This window comes from uncultured Oscillibacter sp. (assembly GCF_900546705.1).
Lineage (GTDB): Bacteria > Bacillota > Clostridia > Oscillospirales > Oscillospiraceae > Oscillibacter.
The window spans coordinates 15,469-30,269 of record NZ_URDP01000024.1 but is presented as its reverse complement, the minus strand read 5'-3'; the positions used below and the strand labels follow the sequence as shown (position 1 = coordinate 30,269).

Here is a 14,801-nt window from a genome sequence, read left to right as displayed (position 1 = left end):
CAGCTTGTCCGACTTGAGAAGCAAAATGGGGTGCTGAGAAAACAGGCTGTCCGTGGGAAGAAGAAGTTCCTCTCCCCGGCACTGCACGTCCTCCAGCGTGACGGCCTGGTCCAGGGTGAAGCCGGCGGCCATGGTGCGCCGCAGGCTGTACATGGTGCCGCCGCAGCCTAAGCGTCGGCCGATGTCGTGGCACAGGGTGCGCACGTAGGTGCCCTTGGAGCACCGGCAGCGGAGCAGGTAGTCTGTCTCATTCACCTGTTCCACCAGCTCCAGCTGGTAGATGGTGACGCTGCGGGGCTTGCGCTCCACCTGCTGACCCTTCCGGGCCAGCTCGTAGAGCTTTTTTCCCTGGACCTTGATGGCCGAGTACATGGGCGGGATCTGCTGGATAGGGCCCCGGAAAGATTCCAGGGCCGCGGAGACGTCGGCGGCAGAGACGGCGACCGGGAACGTCTCCAGCACGCGGCCGGTGGTGTCCTCCGTGTCGGTCACCTGGCCCAGCCGCAGCCCGGCCAGATACTCCTTCTCTCCGTTTTCCGCAAACTCCACCGCCCGGGTGGCCTGTCCCACGAACACCGGCAGCACGCCGGTGGCCATGGGGTCCAGGGTACCGCCGTGGCCGATGCGCCGCTCTCCCAGGATGCCCCGGAGCTTGGCGCACACGTCCATGGACGTCCAGTCCGCCGGTTTATCGATGATGACGATGCCGTTTGGCATAGGGTGTCCTCACTTCACTTGGATTTGCCGGTCATCCGGCATAGTCGCCGGCCACCTGGGCCACGGCTGCCAATATCCGCGCCTTGGCCTCCTGCCAGGGGGCTTCCACCGTGCAGCCCGCGGCCGCGGCGTGTCCGCCGCCGCCCAGGAGACGGCAGGCCTCCGTAGCATTGACGCGGCTGCCGGTCCGCAGGGACATCTTCCACACGTCCGGCTTCAACTCCCGCATGGTGATGGCGCAGTCCACGCCCTGGATCTGGCCGCCCAGGGCGCTGAGGTCCTCGGCGTCGGACTCGGTGGCCTCAAACCGGGCCATAAGGGAAAGGGGCACGGACAGCACGGCAACCCGGTCGCGGTCATAGAACTCGCAGGCGCTCAGCATGGCGCCTTCCAGCTGCATGCGCTTGCGGCTCTTGGTGCGGAAGAACACCTTGTTCACCGTGTGATAGTCGATGCCGGTGCGCATGAGAGCCGCCGCCACCGCGTGGGTATTGGGCGTCGTGTTGCCGTAGGCAAAGCAGCCCGTGTCCGTGGAGACGGCTACATACAGAGGCAGGGCGATCTTGGGGGTGATGGGGCCCAGGCGGGAGAGGATGCTGTAGACCAGCTCGCCGCAGGCGGCCGCGTCCGCACGCAGGATGTTCTCCCGGCCGAAGTGCTCAAAGGAGGGGTGGTGGTCGATGGCAAGGTCAATGCGGCCTGCGTAGGGCAGGGCGTTTTCCGGCAGCAGGGCCGTGGTGGCCACGTCCGTGGAGACCACATGCTCCGGCACGAAGTCCGCCGGGGCCGTATAGGGGGCGAAATAGGGGGTGGTGGTCTCCGTCAGCTCCGGGTTATCCAGCAGATACGCCGTCTTGCCCAGAGCACGCAGGGCGGCGCACAGAGCCGCCGCGCAGCCCACTGTGTCCCCGTCCGGGCGCACGTGGGTGAGGATGAGCACCCGGTCCAGCCGCCGCAGCAGGGCTGCGGCCTCATCTACCGTCAGCATGCTTTACGCCTCCGTTTCCGGCGTGCCGTCTTCGGCGGCGCGCTCCTCGTCCTGACGCTCCACCTGGCGCAGTACCTCCAGAATGTGGGCGCCGTGGAGGATGGAGTCATCGGCGATGAATTGCAGCTGGGGCGTGTAGCGCAGCTGCAGCGCGCGTCCCAACTCCCGCCGCAGAAAGCCCGCGGCGGATTTGAGGCCCTGGAGCACGTCCTTTTCCTGGGACTTGTCCAGAACGGAGATATAGACCCGGGCGTAACGCAGATCGCCGGTGGTGTCCACCCGGGTGATGGAGACCATGCCGGTCTGGGACACACGGGGGTCCTTCAATCGGCGGAGCTGGTCGCTCAGCTCCCGCTGGATTTCTTCATTGATGCGGCCAATTCGATTGCTGGGCATGAATGGGCCTCCTTTCTCAGTTAAAAAGCAGGGGCGGCGGCGCTGGCGCCGCCGCCCTCAGATTCGGTTTGATGTTTCGCGTGGCCCATGGAGCCGTCCGCCTCAGCGGGGGATCTCCTCCATGGTATAGCCCTCGATGATGTCGCCTGCCCTGCAAAACCCTGTTTTGCAGGGGGACCCGGGGACCATCCTCGGCAGGCGGAGCCTGCCTGCGGCAAGGCTTTGGGCAGAGCCCAAAGCGCTTGGACCCGCTTGATGCGGGGCGCCGCCGTGCGGCGCAGGAAGGCGACGGGGAAGAGCGGATGTCACAGGCGCAGTGCCTTCAGCGGGGGATCTCCTCCATGGTATAGCCCTCGATGATGTCGCCTTCCTTGATGTCGTTGAACTTCTCCACGGTCATGCCGCACTCGTAGTTCTCCGCCACTTCCTTGGCGTCGTCCTTGAAGCGCTTCAAAGACGCCAGCTGGCCCTCGTGAATGACGATGCCGTCCCGCACCACACGCACGGAGCAGTTGCGGACGATCTTGCCGTCCTGGACATAGCAGCCGGCCACGGTGCCCACGCCGGAGACCTTGTAGGTCTGGCGGACCTCTGCGTGGCCCAGCACCACTTCCCGGTACTTGGGCGCCAGCATGCCCTTCATGGCGGCGGTGATCTCGTCGATGCAGTCATAGATGACCCGGTACATCCGCATATCCACGTTCTGACGGGCTGCGCCGTCCCGGGCGGCCGCGTCGGGCCGGACGTTGAAGCCCACGATGATGGCGCCGGAGGAGGCGGCCAGCATCACGTCGGACTCGCTGATGGCGCCCACGCCGCCGTGGATGACCCGGACGTTGACCTCGTCGTTGGAGAGCTTCTCCAAAGAGGCCTTCACGGCCTCCACGCTGCCCTGGACATCGGCCTTGACGATCAGGGGCAGCTCCTTGCGCTCGCCGGCCTGGATCTGGTCGAACAGATTCTCCAAAGAGACCTTCTGCACCGGCGCGGCGGCCTTGGCGCGGGCCTCGGCCTTGCGCTGTTCCACCAGCTCCCGGGCCATGCGCTCATCGGCCACGGCGAAGAAGGGACTGCCGGCCTCGGGGGCCTCGGACAGGCCCGCGATCTCCACGGGCACGGAGGGACCGGCCTGGGTCAGGCGGCCGCCCTTGTAGTCGGTCATGACGCGGATACGGCCCACGGCGGTGCCGGCGATGATGATATCGCCCTGCTTGAGGGTGCCGTTTTGCACCAGCAGCGTTGCCACGGGGCCCCGGCCCTTGTCCAGACGGGCCTCGATGACGGTGCCCTGGCCGGCACGGTTGGGGTTGGCCTTGAGCTCTTCCATCTCGGCGGTGAGGGTGACCATTTCCAGCAGGTTCTCAATGCCGATGTGCTTCTTGGCGGAAATCCGGCAGCAGATGGTCTCGCCGCCCCAGTCCTCGGGCACCAGGCCGTACTCGGTCAGCTGCTGGAGAACCCGGTCGGGGTTGGCCTCGGGCTTGTCGATCTTGTTGATGGCCACAATGATGGGGATGTTGGCCGCCTTGGCGTGGTTGATGGACTCCACCGTCTGGGGCATGATGCCGTCGTCGGCGGCCACCACCAAAATGGCGATATCCGTAATCATGGCGCCGCGGGCACGCATGGAGGTGAACGCCTCGTGGCCCGGGGTATCCAGGAAGGTGATGGGCTTGCCGTTCACCTGCACCTGGTAGGCACCGATGTGCTGGGTGATGCCGCCGGCCTCGCCGGAGGCAACGGAGGTATTGCGGATGGTGTCAAGCAGGGAGGTCTTGCCGTGGTCCACGTGGCCCATGACCACCACCACGGGGGCGCGGGGCACCAGGTCCTCGGGCTTATCCTCGTGGTCGTCGATGAGCTTTTCCTCGATGGTGACGGTGACTTCTTTTTCCACCTTGCAGCCCATCTCCTCGGCGATGATGGCGGCGGTGTCGAAGTCGATCAGCTGGCTCAAAGAGGCCATGACGCCGTTTTTCATCAGGCACTTGACTACCTCGGCGCCGGTCTTTTTCATGCGGGAGGCCAGTTCGCCCACGGAGATCTCGTCGGGAATCATCACCTTCACGGGGGCCTTCTTGGCGATCTCCAGCTGGAGACGGCGCATGCGCTCCGCCTCGTCCTGCTTGCGCTTGTTGGAGAAGGTCATGTTGCCCCGGCGCTGGTTGTTGGAGCGGATCTTCTCCTTGCCGCCCCGCTGCTGGCGCTGCATCCGGTCGGCCCGCTCGCCGCCCAGGGTCTCCAGCCGCTCGTCGTACTTGGCCAGGTTCACGTCGCCGCCCTTGCGGGTGTCCACGATCTTCTTCTGGGGAATCCGGGTGGCAGGCTGCGCGGGCTGCTGGGGCTTGGGTGCCGCTTTGCTGTCGGCGCTTTTGACTTCCTGCTTGCCCTCGGCCTTGGCGGGGGCGTTCTGGGTGCCCTTGTTCTCGGCCTTGGCGCCCTTGTCGGCGGATTTGGCGTCCTGCTTGCCCTCGGCCTTGGCGGCAGGCTTTTCCTGGTAGGCCTCGGCGAAGATGGACTGGATGTTGGCCACCTGATGATGCTGGGTCAGATAGTCGAAAATCACCGACAGCTCATGGTCGCTGAGGACCTGCATGTGGTTTTTGGGAGTCGTGGCGTACTTGGTCAGGATCTCCGTGATGGTCTTGGTGGGCAGGCCGAAATCCTTCGCCACCTCGTGCACTCTGTATTTTTCAATACCCAATAAAAACACCTCGTTATGCTCCAACCCGAGGGCTGGGGAAATTTTTACAAGTGACTGCGCTCTGGCAGGTCAGGATTCCTTCCTGCGGAAGGAGCCCTTGCCCTTTTTCACAGGGCGGCTGTGGGCGTAGGGATTTACGGCGCCCCGCTTTTTCCCGATGCCGGTACTCCTGGCGCCGCCTGTGCCCCATGTGCTGTGCCGGCGGCGCTGCGTGTCCCGGCCCTGGGGGCCGGACGCTCGCCCGGTGTCGTCCCGGCGCTTCCGGGACGGTCCGTCCTCCCGGCGGGGGGGACGGGGCGGGGCAGACGGCTTTTTGTCCTCATGACGGACGGCTTCGTCCGGATGGGGCTGGTGCTTTTCCGCCTCTTTCCGGGCTGCGTGCTCTTTGCGGCGCTCGGCGGCCCGGCGGGACTTGAGGTCCATTTTTGCGGCGATCTCCCCGTACTGTGCGGGGTCCATCTGGGCCAGACGATTGGCCAGCGCGCCGGCCAGGCCCAGGTCCGTCACCGCGGCCATGGCGGCACTGGCACGGCCCAGGGCCTGCCCCAGCTCCGCCTTGGTGGCAGGCAGCGTCACCAGCAGGCACTGGCCCTCCCGGGCAAAGCGGGCGGCCCGGCGCTTTGTGGGCTCCGATGCGTCTGAAGAGAGCACCAGCAGACGGATGGCGCACCCCTGGGCGGCGTCCGCCACAGGCTCCTCGCCCACCGCCAGGTGATTGCCCCGCAGGCAAAGGCCCAGCAGGGAGAGTATGGCTTTATTGTCCATCCGCACCTCCCAGTTCCGCCTCCATGGCGTCGTAGACCTCCGGCGGGATGGTCACCTCGAAGGCACGCTCCAGCGCCCGGGACTTGCGGGCCTTTTTCAGGCAGGCCACGTCGTGGCACACATAGGCGCCCCGGCCGGGCTTCTTGCCGCCGAAGTCCAGGGACACGGTGCCGTCGGGGGCTCGCACCACCCGGAGCAGGGACTTCTTGTCTTTCATTTCGCGGCAGCCCACACACTGCCGCTGGGGAATCTTTTTTGGCTTTGGCATGGTACAGGCCGCCTTTCAGGTTATTCTTCCACGGTGTCCGCGGTCTCGGGAGCTTCGGAAACGTCCTGCGCCGCGTCCGCAGAGTTCTCGGTAGCAGCGGGCTCTTCAGCGCCGGCGGGTTCCTCCTCAGGGTCCCGGTAGCTCTGGGGCTTGATGTCGATCTTGTAGCCGGTCAGACGGGCGGCCAGGCGGGCGTTCTGGCCCTCCTTGCCGATGGCCAGGGACAGCTGGTCGTCAGGCACCACGCAGCGGCAGGCCTTGCCCTCGTCCGCCATCCACACGTCCACCACGTCGGCGGGCGCCAGGGCGGCGGCAATGAACTGGGCGGGGTCTTCGCTCCACTTGATGATGTCGATCTTCTCGCCCCGGAGCTCTTCGACAATGGCGGCCACCCGCTGGCCCTTGGGGCCCACGCACGCGCCGATGGGGTCCACGTTCTCGTCGTTGGACCACACGGCCATCTTGGTGCGGCTGCCCGCCTCCCGGGCGATGGAGCGCACCTCCACGGTGCCGTCGTAGATCTCGGGGACTTCCAGCTCGAAAAGACGCTTCACAAGGCCCGGGTGGGTCCGGGAGATGAGCACCTGGGGACCCCGGGTGGACCGGCGGACCTCCACTACGTACACCTTCACGTGCATGCCCTCGGTCAGCTCCTCACCGGGCACCTGCTCGCCGGCCATGAGCAGCGCCTCCGTGGACTCGCTGCCGGTGCCGATGCGCAACGACACGTTGCCGTTGCGGGGATCGATGCGGGTGACCACGCCGGTGAGAATCTCGTGCTGTTTGGAGTTGAACTCGTCGTACACCATGCCCCGCTCGGCCTCCCGCAGGCCCTGGATGATGACCTGCTTGCCGTTGCCGGCGGCGATGCGGCCGAACTCCACGTTGTCCACGGGCAGGTTGATCACGTCGCCCACGTTGTAGCGGGCGGAGATGTGCTTGGCCTCGTCCACCAGAATCTCGTTGGCGGGGTCCACATAGTCCTCCTCCGCCACCACGTTCTTCTGCACGAACATCTTCAGGGTGTGATGGGCCTCGTCCACGTCCACAATGACGTTTTCCACGCCGTCGTGGTCCCGCTTGTAGGCGGTGGTCAGGGCCTGGATGATCTTATCCATCATGAAGGACTGGGGGATGCCCCGCTCCTTCTCCAGCAGTTCCAGCGCGGCGAAAATCTCCGCAGGGTTGAAGCCGACGGGCTCCTTTTGCTTTTTGCCTTTCATTCGTGATTCTCCTTTATTGATACGTCTTTTTCAAACGAATAGGAACGATTAAAATTCCACCCGCAGCCGCACCAGGGCCACGTCCTTTTTCTCAAAGGTCAGATCCTGGCTGCCCACGGTGACGGTGACGGCGCCGGTGGCCTCGTCATAGGACTTCAGGGTGCCGGCAAACTCCTTGCGGCCGTCCAGATTGCGGTAGAGCTTCACCAGCACGGGGCTGCCCAGAAAACGGGCAAAGTCCCCGGGGCGCTTGAGGGCCCGCTCGGCGCCGGCGGAGCCCACCTCCAGCGTATAGCTGCCCTCGATGGGGTCCAGCTCGTCGAGCAGGTCGCTGACCTTCCGGGAGACGGCCTCACAGTCCAGAATGTCCACGCCGCCCTCCTTGTCCAGCAGGATGCGCAGGTACCAGGTGCCCGCCTCCTTGACGTACTCCACGTCCCAGAGGGTGCAGCCCTGTTCGGCGATGGCGGGCGCGGCCAGCTCCGCGGTCAGGTCGGTGATCTTCTTCATGGGAGAGCCCCCTTTATTTTACAGAAATTACAAAATTTGACCGGCCAAAAAAGGCCAATAAAAAGAGCGGACCACTGGCCCACTCCACACACCTTACTCTTCTAACATACACACCATACCACAGACGTGGAGAAAGCGCAAGCCTTTTCTTGCAGTTTTCTATATTATATTGTGTAAAATCCAGCCGGGTATGCAGTGTGTGCATACCCGGCTGGATTTCAGCGGCGGCGCAGGGCCGCAATCAGGCAGGAGAGCAGGAACAAGATGAGGTTGGCGGCCACCACCGACGCGCCCACCGGCGTGGAGTACACGAAGGAGACGCCCAGCCCCGTGCAAAAGCACACCACCGACGTGACGCCGGCGCTGAGCACCACGCCCCGGAAGCTCTTGAACAGGCGCATGGCCGTCAGAGCGGGGAAGATAACCAGAGAGGAGATAAGCATGGCGCCCATCATCCGCATGCCCAGCACGATGGTCAGCGCCGTGAGGATGGACAGCAGGGTGTTGTAGCGGTCCACCTTCAGCCCCGTGGCCCGGGAGAAGTTTTCATCGAAGGTGATGGCGAAGAGCCGGTGGTAATAGAGGACGAACAGCACCAGCACGGCCACGGACAGCCCCACGGACAGCGCCACGTCCGCCTGCGTCATGGCCAGGACCGAGCCGAACATGTAGTTGTCCACGTCTGTGGTCATGCCGGTGGTCTGGGAGATGACGATGATGCCCACCGCCAGGGCCGACGCGCTCATGACGGCGATGGCCGCGTCGCTGTTCCAGCGGGGGTGGCTGGCCATGCGCAGCAGGAAGAACGCCGCCAGGATCACCACCGGAATGGAGAAGTACAGGGGCGTTACCCCCAGGGCCACGGCGATGGCCAGGGCACCGAAGGACACGTGGCTGAGGCCGTCGCCGATCATGGAGTAGCGCTTGAGCACCAGGGACACGCCCAGCAGCGCCGCGCACAGGCTCACCAGCACGCCGGCAATAAGGGCCCGCTGCATAAAGGGATACGAGAAGATCAGACTCAGGGACATCATTCCACCTCCCGGAAGCGCCGCCCCTGGGGGGAGGCCAGATACTCGGAAACAGAGCCGAGGAAGTAGCTGCTGCGGCCGATGTGCAGCACCGTGCGGGCGCTTTGCAATGCAGAGCGCAGGTCGTGGGTCACCATGACCACGGCCATGTGCTCTTTCTCGTTGAGATAGGCCAGGGTCTTGTAGAGGTCCTGGGCTGCCGCCGGGTCCAGCCCGGTGATGGGCTCATCGAGAATGAGCAGGGAGCTGGCGGCGCACAGTGCCCGGGCCAGAAGCACCCGCTGCTGCTGGCCGCCGGACAGGTCCCGGTAGCACTGGTCCTTCAGCTCCAGCACCCCCAGCTTGCCCATGTTCATGAGGGCCTGAGACTTCTGGGCGGCGGAGTAGAAAAAGCGGCTTTTTTTCTGGTTGAGACAGCCGGAGAGCACCACCTCGTACACGGTGGCGGGGAAGTCCCGCTGGGCCCGGGTCTGCTGGGGCAGGTACCCGATGGCGCCCCGCTGGAGCTCTGGCGAGCGGAGAATCCGGCCCGACTGGGGGGGCAGCAGCCCCAGAAGTCCCCGCAGCAGCGTGGACTTGCCGGAGCCGTTGTCGCCCACGATGCAAAGATAGTCCCCGGCCCGGATGGTCAGGTCCAGATGGGTCAGCACACTCTGGCCTTCGTAGCCCAGGGACACGTCCTGACAGACGATCAGCTCATTTGGTTCCATTGGCGTCCTCCTTGGCGGCGCAGACCTCGCAAAGGCCGGTGAACACCGTGCCCCGGGGGTCGATGCGGAAGTGATGCTCCTGCTCCAGATGGTCGTAGAGGGCCTGGAGATGGGAGCAGTCCAGGTGGCGGATGCGGCCGCAGCTGCTGCACTTGAGCAGTACGCAGTCCCGGGGGCCGCCCGCATGGTCGCACAGGTGGAAAAAGGCGCCCTCCGCCGTGTTGATCTTGTGCACCTGCCCGGCACAGGTAAGCTTTTCCAGCTGACGGTAGATGGTGGCCAGCCCCACGGGGCACCCCTCTTCCCGCAGCGCCTGGGCCAGCTCCGCCGCCGTCAGGGATTCCCCCTGCCGCTGCTCCAGGCACCGCAGCACCGCCTGCTGCTGTTTGGTGATATAGGACATGCTCTGCCTCCAATTTGAAAACGAAAATCATTTTCACATTATAAACAGACCGTGAAAAAAGTCAAGAGCGGTTGCAAAATTCCGGGAAATGGGGTATGGTAGACACAACAACGCCCGCCGCCGGACGGCAGGTGTAAGAGTAGGAGAGACAATATGAAAGTATCACTGGTCATCATGGCCGCGGGCCTGGGTTCCCGCTACGGCGGCAGTAAGCAGGTGGACGGCATCGGCCCCCACCATGAGATCCTGATGGAATACTCGATTTACGACGCCATCCGCGCAGGCTTCAACAAGATCGTGTTCATCATCAAGCCGGAGATGGAGGAGATGATGCACCGGCTGTGCGGAGATTATCTGGCCAAGAGAACCGCCCGGGACGGAAGCCCCGTGGAGGTGGCCTACGCTTTCCAGGATTTTTCCTCCGTGCCGGATTTCTATACGGTGCCGCCGGAGCGGACCAAGCCCTTCGGCACGGTCCACGCCCTGCTGTGCGCGGCGGATGTGGTCCACGAGCCCTGCTGCGTCATCAACGCCGACGACTATTACGGCATCGACGCCTACCGCACCATCTATGAAGAACTCATCCGCCTGCCTGAGAACGGGAAGGCCACCATGGTGGGCTACCTTTTGAAAAACACCGCCAGCCTTCACGGTACCGTCTCCCGGGGCGTTTGCACCGTGGACGGCGGCAAGCTCTGCTCCGTCCGGGAGGCGCTGAAGGTGCAGCTCTATCCCGACGGGACGCTGCGGGATCTGGCCCGGGACGAGTCATTGGACCCGGATACGGTGGTGTCCATGAACTTCTGGGGCTTCATGCCCAGTATCTTCCCGGCGCTCAAGGAGTATTTCGAGAATTTCCTGCGCAGCGACGCGGGAAAGGACCTGAAGTCCGAGTGTTTGCTGCCGGTGATGGTGGATCAGCAGATGAAGGAGGGGAAGCTGGAGGTGTCCGTCCTCCACTCCGCCGACAAGTGGTTCGGCATGACCTACCATGAGGACCGGGCCGTGGTGGCCCAGGAGCTCCAGAAGCTCCACGCGCGGGGCGACTACCCCGAAAGCCTCCGGGTGTGAGACGAATCATCCCACCATATGCCAGGCGTCCCCGGCTATGCCGGGGGCGCTTTTTTCACGTCCGGAATTGTTATCAATTGATACCGAATTTTCAATGTTTTGTTTCGACTTTTCCCGACAAAAACCGTCTAATAAAGTAAAGAGAAAATTTGCGGGAAGGGGCGCAGAACCATGAGACGAAGAAGAGTGAAGCGGCGGCGCGTACTGGGCAAGCTGCTGGGACTGGCGGTGCTGGCGGGGGTAATCTCCGTGCTTGCCGCAGGCAAGCTGCCGGCGGCGGCACTGCCGGAGGACGAGCCGCTGGAGGAGATTTTCCGGGAGCCGGTGCGGCTGCTGCTTCAGCTGGACGGGGAGATCACCGGAAAGGTCCAGACACCGGCCGATCAGGCGCCGTCGGTCCCTGACGGAGGCAAGACGGACGCCGGGGCCGGCCGGACACCGAAAATGCCGGAGCTTCCCGTGGAGGAGCCGGCCCAAACTTCCGGGGAGACTGCCCAAACGCCCAGAGCGGCGGCCGTACCGAAGATGCCGGAGCTGCCCGTGGAGGAGACACCCGATGTGGTGGTACCGGAGTCCGATCCGGTGGAGGCATCCTATTTTTCCGACACGGTGTTTCTGGGAGACTCCCGGACAGAGGGCCTTTACCTCTATGGAAAGATGACGGAGGGGAAGTTCCTCTACGCCGTGGGTGCCACGTCGGAGTCCGTGTTTACCAAGCGCACCCAGACCACGTCCAAGGGAAAGGTGCCCATGCTGGACGCCCTGGCGGACATGAACTGCGGAAAAGTGTACATTATGTTGGGCGTCAACGAGCTGGGCTGGCCCAGGACGGAGACGTTCCATGACCAGTACGGCAAGGTCATCGACCGGGTCCGCCAGGACCATCCGGACGCCACGGTGGTGATCCAGTCCCTGCTGCCCGTCAGCGCCGCCCAGGACGCCAAGGGCACCTACGTCAACAACCGCCGCATCCTGGAGTTCAACGATGTGCTCATGACACTGGCCCAGGAGAAGAACTGTCCGTATCTGAATGTGGCAGAGGCGGTGACGGGGGAGGACGGGTGCCTGCGTCCGGAGCTTACCTCCGACGGCGTCCACCTCAACACGGCGGGCTGCGCCCTGTGGCGGGACTATCTGATGTGCCACCCGATCCCGGACGCCCTCTGATGCAACGGGTATCTTCTTTACTTTTTTTACAGATTTGATCGCTCTCGTTCATGCAACATTACCGAAAAATCGGGGGAAAGTGACAATTACTTGACAAGAGGGCTAAAAACGGTATATATATACAGTGTACGAAAAATGCAATCCTCCCGGAGACGGGAGGAATGTATTTCCTTCGGTTTTGGAATGAAATTCCGCATAGCGGAATTTTGAAGGGCCGCAGGATGTACTGGGAGAAACGAGAAAAACGAGGAGGAAAATAGCCCATGATCATGCGATTTCTGAAAAAGATCCCCGCAGGTATGATGGTCGTGCCTATGCTGCTGGGCGCCGTCATCAATACCTTCATCCCTCAGGTAACCAACATTGGTTCCTTCACCACCGCCATCTTTACCAGTGCCGGTGCCAACACCGCCATCGGTATCCAGCTGTTCTGCCTGGGCACCACCCTGCAGTTCCGCCAGATGGGCGGCGTCATCAAGCGCGGCGGCGTGCTGCTGATTTCCAAGTTTATCATCGGCGCCGCCATCGGTATCGGCGTGGGCAAGCTCTTCGGGCCTGAGGGCCTGCTGGGCCTGAGCGCTCTGGCCATCATCTCCGCTGTCACCAACTCCAACGGCTCCGTGTACCTGGCTCTGATGAACAGCTACGGCGACACCGTCGACCAGGCGGCCATGCCTCTGCTGGCCATCAACGACGGTCCCATGCTGACCATGATCGCCATGGGCGCCGGCGGCCTGGCCGACATCCCCTTCATGGCTCTGGTTGCCGCCATCGGCCCCATCCTGGTGGGCATGATCCTGGGCAACATCGATAAGGACCTGTCTGACTTCCTGGCTCCTGCCGGCAGCATCCTGCTTCCCTTCGTGGGCTTCTGCCTGGGCTCCGGCATGAACCTGACCAACATCGTCAAGGGCGGCGCCCAGGGCATCCTGCTGGGCCTGATCACCTGCTTCATCGGCGGTGCCTTCATCGTCCTGTGCGACAAGTTTATCAGCCGTCGTCCCGGCTATGCCGGCTGGGCTGTTGCCACCACTGCCGGCAACGCCGTGGCCGTGCCTGCCGTGATCGCCGAAGCGGACCCCACCTGGCTGCCCTGGGCTGACGTGGCCACCTCTCAGGTTGCCGCTTCCGCCATCCTGACCGCCATTCTGGTGCCCATCATCACTTCCTGGTGGGCCAAGAAGTACGGCTGCCCCCAGTTCCCCAAGGACGAGGCACAGCGTGCCTTGTTTGAAAAGCAGGCTTAATTAGTCAATCTGAGGATCGAAAGGAGATACCCATTATGCTGAATGCCATGATCGTTGAGCCCCAGGACAACGTCATCGTTGCCATCGAGCCCATCAAGAAAGGCGACACCGTCACCTATATGTGCGCCGGTGAGGAGAAGAGCCTCACCGCGCTGGAGGATGTCACCATCTATCACAAGCTGGCCGCTTGCGACATCAAGAAGGGCGAGCCCATCAGCAAGTACGGTGAGCACATCGGCCTGGCTGCCCGCGACATCAAGAAGGGCGAGCATGTACATACCCACAACCTGGAAGAGCATCGTGAGAACCTGGATGCCAAGGGCTGAGAGAAGGAGGAAACGAGTATGAATTTCTACGGTTATAAGCGTCCCGACGGCCGCGTTGGCATCCGCAACAAGGTTCTGATCCTGCCTGCCAGCGTCTGCGCTTCCGATACCACCCGCATCATTGCCCAGCAGGTGGTCGGCGCCGTCACGTTCAACAATCAGCTGGGCTGCTCTCAGGTGGCACCCGACCAGCAGTACACCATGGACGTCATGGCCGGCTATGCCGCCAACCCCAACGTCTACGGCACCGTGGTCGTGTCCCTGGGCTGCGAGAACTGCCAGATGGATCTGGTGGTTGAGGCCATCAAGGAGCGCACCAACAAGCCCCTCAAGCAGGTCATCATCCAGGAGGCCGGCGGCACCCTGAAGGCCATCGATAAGGCTGTCCGCTATGCCAAGGAAATGGTCGCCGAGGCTTCCATGCTGCAGAAGGAAGAGTTCCCCATGTCCGAGCTGATCCTGGGCACTGAGTGCGGCGGTTCCGACCCCACCAGCGGCCTGGCTGCCAACCCCCTGATCGGCCAGCTCAGCGACCTGATCGTCAAGGAGGGCGGTACCTCCATCCTGTCCGAGACCACCGAGTTCATCGGCGCCGAGCACATCCTGGCCCGCCGTGCTGTCAACAAGGAGGTCCACGACCGGATCTATGAGATCGTCCATCGCTATGAGGCTGCTCTGCGCGTTGTGGGCGAGGAAGTCCGCGAGGGCAACCCCTCTCCGGGCAACAAGGCCGGCGGCCTGACCTCTCTGGAGGAGAAGTCTCTGGGCTGCATCCACAAGGGCGGCCACAGCCCCGTCAACGCCGTGTATGACTACGCCAAGCAGGTCGAGGCCAAGCAGGGCCTGGTCATCATGGACACCCCGGGCAACGATCCCTCCTCTGTGGCCGGCATGGTGGCCGGCGGTGCCCAGATCGTGGTGTTCTCCACCGGCCGCGGCACCCCCACCGGCAACCCCCTGGCTCCCGTTATCAAGATCACCGGCAACAAGCTGACCTTTGCCAACATGGAGGACAACATCGACGTGGATGCCTCCCCGCTGATCTATGGTACCAAGACCATGGAGGAGCTGGGCAACGAGCTGCTGAAGCTGACCCAGGAAGTGGCCTGCGGCAAGCAGACCAAGGCCGAGTCTCTGGGCTACACCGAGATGGCCATCGCCCGTGTGTGCAACTTCGTCTGATCTGCCCCTTTCCAACCGGACCCGCATTGCGGGTCCGGTTTTTTTCTTGGCCCCTATTGACAAACCGGGAAAAAGGAATATACTGGTGGAGCA

16 protein-coding genes are annotated in these 14,801 nt (G+C 63.4%); 5 read left to right on the top strand and 11 right to left on the bottom strand.

Annotated features, from left to right (window positions below; all coding sequences use genetic code 11):
• The 11 genes from truB to QZS13_RS06530 form a co-directional block, all read right to left on the bottom strand.
• The coding region (gene truB / locus QZS13_RS06580) for a tRNA pseudouridine(55) synthase TruB (protein ID WP_295587132.1) at positions 1–717 on the bottom strand (717 nt) is incomplete at its 3' end.
• A gap of 31 nt (positions 718–748) precedes the next feature.
• Positions 749–1,705 carry a bifunctional oligoribonuclease/PAP phosphatase NrnA gene (locus QZS13_RS06575; protein ID WP_295587130.1) on the bottom strand — a complete coding sequence of 319 codons (957 nt, stop codon included), beginning with the start codon at positions 1,703–1,705 and terminating at the stop codon, positions 749–751.
• A gap of 3 nt (positions 1,706–1,708) precedes the next feature.
• The gene (rbfA, locus tag QZS13_RS06570) at positions 1,709–2,101 is read right to left on the bottom strand and encodes a 30S ribosome-binding factor RbfA (RefSeq protein WP_295587128.1); all 393 of its coding nucleotides are present in this window, start codon (positions 2,099–2,101) and stop codon (positions 1,709–1,711) included.
• A 322-nt stretch (positions 2,102–2,423) separates the two neighbouring features.
• Positions 2,424–4,805, bottom strand: coding sequence for a translation initiation factor IF-2 (gene infB / locus QZS13_RS06565; protein ID WP_295587126.1), 2,382 nt, complete (start codon positions 4,803–4,805; stop codon positions 2,424–2,426).
• 69 nt (positions 4,806–4,874) lie between these two features.
• Entirely contained in the window at positions 4,875–5,570 is a 696-nt protein-coding gene (locus QZS13_RS06560) for a hypothetical protein (RefSeq protein WP_295587124.1), read from the bottom strand.
• Positions 5,560–5,838 carry an RNase P modulator RnpM gene (locus QZS13_RS06555; RefSeq protein WP_295587122.1) on the bottom strand — a complete coding sequence of 93 codons (279 nt, stop codon included), beginning with the start codon at positions 5,836–5,838 and terminating at the stop codon, positions 5,560–5,562. The genes QZS13_RS06560 and QZS13_RS06555 overlap by 11 nt, the downstream gene beginning before the upstream one ends.
• Before the next feature lie 20 nt (positions 5,839–5,858).
• Complete coding sequence (nusA, locus tag QZS13_RS06550) at positions 5,859–7,061, bottom strand: transcription termination factor NusA (RefSeq protein WP_295587121.1); 1,203 nt, start codon at positions 7,059–7,061, stop codon at positions 5,859–5,861.
• Positions 7,062–7,109: 48 nt separating this feature from the next.
• Entirely contained in the window at positions 7,110–7,571 is a 462-nt protein-coding gene (rimP, locus tag QZS13_RS06545) for a ribosome maturation factor RimP (protein ID WP_295587119.1), read from the bottom strand.
• A gap of 218 nt (positions 7,572–7,789) precedes the next feature.
• Positions 7,790–8,605 carry a metal ABC transporter permease gene (locus QZS13_RS06540; RefSeq protein ID WP_295587117.1) on the bottom strand — a complete coding sequence of 272 codons (816 nt, stop codon included), beginning with the start codon at positions 8,603–8,605 and terminating at the stop codon, positions 7,790–7,792.
• Positions 8,602–9,312: a metal ABC transporter ATP-binding protein gene (locus QZS13_RS06535; RefSeq protein WP_295587115.1), complete on the bottom strand. Its 711-nt coding sequence runs from the start codon at positions 9,310–9,312 to the stop codon at positions 8,602–8,604. Before QZS13_RS06535 ends, QZS13_RS06540 begins: the two co-directional genes overlap by 4 nt.
• Positions 9,299–9,715, bottom strand: a complete 417-nt coding sequence (locus QZS13_RS06530) for a Fur family transcriptional regulator (RefSeq protein ID WP_295587113.1) — start codon at positions 9,713–9,715, stop codon at positions 9,299–9,301. Before QZS13_RS06530 ends, QZS13_RS06535 begins: the two co-directional genes overlap by 14 nt.
• A gap of 153 nt (positions 9,716–9,868) precedes the next feature.
• Between QZS13_RS06530 and QZS13_RS06525 the strand changes: the two genes are divergently transcribed.
• The 5 genes from QZS13_RS06525 (at position 9,869) to QZS13_RS06505 (ending at position 14,708) form a co-directional block, all read left to right on the top strand.
• The gene (locus QZS13_RS06525) at positions 9,869–10,786 is read left to right on the top strand and encodes a sugar phosphate nucleotidyltransferase (protein ID WP_295587110.1); all 918 of its coding nucleotides are present in this window, start codon (positions 9,869–9,871) and stop codon (positions 10,784–10,786) included.
• 171 nt (positions 10,787–10,957) lie between these two features.
• Positions 10,958–11,953: a GDSL-type esterase/lipase family protein gene (locus QZS13_RS06520; RefSeq protein WP_295587107.1), complete on the top strand. Its 996-nt coding sequence runs from the start codon at positions 10,958–10,960 to the stop codon at positions 11,951–11,953.
• A gap of 263 nt (positions 11,954–12,216) precedes the next feature.
• Entirely contained in the window at positions 12,217–13,200 is a 984-nt protein-coding gene (locus QZS13_RS06515) for a 2-keto-3-deoxygluconate permease (RefSeq protein WP_295587105.1), read from the top strand.
• 35 nt (positions 13,201–13,235) lie between these two features.
• The gene (locus QZS13_RS06510) at positions 13,236–13,526 is read left to right on the top strand and encodes a UxaA family hydrolase (RefSeq protein ID WP_295587103.1); all 291 of its coding nucleotides are present in this window, start codon (positions 13,236–13,238) and stop codon (positions 13,524–13,526) included.
• Positions 13,527–13,544: 18 nt separating this feature from the next.
• Positions 13,545–14,708: a UxaA family hydrolase gene (locus tag QZS13_RS06505; protein ID WP_295587101.1), complete on the top strand. Its 1,164-nt coding sequence runs from the start codon at positions 13,545–13,547 to the stop codon at positions 14,706–14,708.
• The last annotated feature ends 93 nt before the right edge of the window (positions 14,709–14,801 follow it).

Coding starts and splice junctions, on each gene's coding strand:
- QZS13_RS06575 (WP_295587130.1), bottom strand. CDS start 1,705: ATGCTGACGGTAGATGAGGCCGCAGCCCTGCTGCGGCGGCTGGACCGG.
- rbfA (WP_295587128.1), bottom strand. CDS start 2,101: ATGCCCAGCAATCGAATTGGCCGCATCAATGAAGAAATCCAGCGGGAG.
- QZS13_RS06560 (WP_295587124.1), bottom strand. CDS start 5,570: ATGGACAATAAAGCCATACTCTCCCTGCTGGGCCTTTGCCTGCGGGGC.
- QZS13_RS06555 (WP_295587122.1), bottom strand. CDS start 5,838: ATGCCAAAGCCAAAAAAGATTCCCCAGCGGCAGTGTGTGGGCTGCCGC.
- nusA (WP_295587121.1), bottom strand. CDS start 7,061: ATGAAAGGCAAAAAGCAAAAGGAGCCCGTCGGCTTCAACCCTGCGGAG.
- rimP (WP_295587119.1), bottom strand. CDS start 7,571: ATGAAGAAGATCACCGACCTGACCGCGGAGCTGGCCGCGCCCGCCATC.
- QZS13_RS06540 (WP_295587117.1), bottom strand. CDS start 8,605: ATGATGTCCCTGAGTCTGATCTTCTCGTATCCCTTTATGCAGCGGGCC.
- QZS13_RS06535 (WP_295587115.1), bottom strand. CDS start 9,312: ATGGAACCAAATGAGCTGATCGTCTGTCAGGACGTGTCCCTGGGCTAC.
- QZS13_RS06530 (WP_295587113.1), bottom strand. CDS start 9,715: ATGTCCTATATCACCAAACAGCAGCAGGCGGTGCTGCGGTGCCTGGAG.
- QZS13_RS06525 (WP_295587110.1), top strand. CDS start 9,869: ATGAAAGTATCACTGGTCATCATGGCCGCGGGCCTGGGTTCCCGCTAC.
- QZS13_RS06520 (WP_295587107.1), top strand. CDS start 10,958: ATGAGACGAAGAAGAGTGAAGCGGCGGCGCGTACTGGGCAAGCTGCTG.
- QZS13_RS06515 (WP_295587105.1), top strand. CDS start 12,217: ATGATCATGCGATTTCTGAAAAAGATCCCCGCAGGTATGATGGTCGTG.
- QZS13_RS06510 (WP_295587103.1), top strand. CDS start 13,236: ATGCTGAATGCCATGATCGTTGAGCCCCAGGACAACGTCATCGTTGCC.
- QZS13_RS06505 (WP_295587101.1), top strand. CDS start 13,545: ATGAATTTCTACGGTTATAAGCGTCCCGACGGCCGCGTTGGCATCCGC.